A 1,795-nucleotide genomic window follows, 5' to 3' on the forward strand; every position below is an offset into this window, starting at 1 on the left:
CGGCGCCTTGACGCTGTCCGGGGCCCGTGACCATCATGGTCGGCATCAGCAGTGAACAAAGATGTACAAGAGGTGCCATGCGGATAGCGGTGGTCGGCAGCTACGGCGTCGGGCTGACCATGCGGGTCGACCAGTTGCCGGGTGCCGGGGTGACGGTCACCGGCGGAGAGTTCAGTTCAGGACACGGCGGCAAGGGGTCGAACCAGGCCGTCGCGGCCGCCCGGCTGGGAGCCGAGGTCGCGCTGCTCACCGCCGTCGGTCGGGATTCGTTCGCTGTCCAGGCCCATGACCTGTGGCGGGAGGAGGGGGTCGCTGCCGACAATGTGGCAGCGGTGGATGCCTCGACCATGGTCGGAGTGATCCTGGTGGACGCCAGCGGCGAGAACCGGATCGTGATCGCCCCCGGCGCGTTGGAGAAGCTGACACCCCAGGTGGTGGACACCTTCGAGGACGAGATCGTCGCGGCGGACTTGCTGGTCACCGGCTTCGAGATTCCGGTCCCGGCAGCGAGACGAGCCCTGCAACTCGCCCGCCGGCATGGTGTGCGAACCCTGCTCAATCCGGCCCCGGCACCCGCCGAACCACTCGATGACGAGCTGTGGCAGCTGGTGGACATCCTGACGCCCAACGAGTCGGAGTCGGCCCTGCTCACCGGCGAGGCCGGCCTGGCCTCACCCGAAGCCTGCGCTGCCGCCATCCGCCGCCGCTACGACGGTCTCACCGTCGTCACCCTCGGCGGTGCCGGTTGCCTGCTCGACGAACCGGGACGGCAGCCCCGCCGCGTCCCGGCCGTCCCCGCTCCCCGGGTGGTCGACACCACCGGTGCGGGCGACGCGTTCACCGCGGCACTCGCGGTCGCCCTGGTCCGTGGCGACGACCTGGACGCCGCGGTGCGATTCGCCGGTGCTGCCGGCGCACACGCCGTCGGGGTCGCCGAGGTGATCCCGAGCCTGCCACGTCCGGACGACATCGCCGCCCTGCTGGCGGCCGACTAGGCGCACCGGTGACGGCCGCGCCGATCGACACCGGCCGACAGCCCTGACCGCACCACCAGAACAAGAGAAGGACGGAACCAGCCCGATGGCACTCGACAGCAGCATCCTCGACACCCTGACCCCGCGGAGCATCGCGCCCTACATCCAGCACACCCTGATCGAGACCGGCCTGACCCGGGACCGGATCATCCAGCACGCCGAGGAGGCAGTCGCCCACGGCTTCAACGCCGCCATGGTCCCCGGCTCCTGGGTGCCGGAGGTCGCCGCGGTGCTGAAGGGCAGCGGCGTCCTGGTCGCCTCCGCGCTCGACTTCCCGTCCTGTGGCGTCACCACCTCGAGGGGGAAAGCTGCCGAGGCCCAGAGCCTGGTCGATCTCGGTGCCCAGCAGATCGACATCGGCGTCCAGGTCGGCTGGCTGAAGAGCGGGCTGTACGACCGGTTCCGGGACGACATCGCCGGCGTGGTGGCCGCCGGTGTGCCGGTGAAGGTCATGCTCGAACTGCCGTTGCTGACCCCGGACGAGCGCGACGCCGCGGTCGAGTTATCGATGGAAGCAGGCGCCTCCTACCTCAAGAACGCCAGCTCGGGCGCGGTCGAGGTGGCCAACCCCACCTCGATCGCCTACCTGGCCGGCAAGGTACGCGACGGTGTCCAGGTGAAGGCCTCCGGCTCGATCAAGTCCTACGAGCAGGCAGCAGCCCTGCTGCGCGCGGGCGCTGTGCTGCTGGGCACCAGTGCGGGCACCTCGATCGTCGCCGGTGGCGAGGCCGGCTCCGGGAGTTACTAGAGCGTGTCTCCCT

2 protein-coding genes are annotated in these 1,795 nt (G+C 70.3%); both read left to right on the top strand.

Annotated features, from left to right (window positions below; genetic code table 11):
* Window positions 1-77 precede the first annotated feature (77 nt).
* A complete protein-coding gene (locus VB080_RS13885; RefSeq protein ID WP_323419049.1) occupies window positions 78-995 on the top strand; it encodes a ribokinase in 918 nt (305 codons plus the stop codon).
* 85 nt (window positions 996-1,080) lie between these two features.
* Window positions 1,081-1,782 (top strand): deoxyribose-phosphate aldolase, encoded by a 702-nt coding sequence (gene deoC / locus VB080_RS13890; protein WP_323419050.1) that lies wholly within the window; start codon window positions 1,081-1,083, stop codon window positions 1,780-1,782.
* The last annotated feature ends 13 nt before the right edge of the window (window positions 1,783-1,795 follow it).

The sequence above is a fragment of the Propionicimonas sp. genome, assembly GCF_034927565.1.
Taxonomy (GTDB): Bacteria; Actinomycetota; Actinomycetes; order Propionibacteriales; family Propionibacteriaceae; genus Propionicimonas.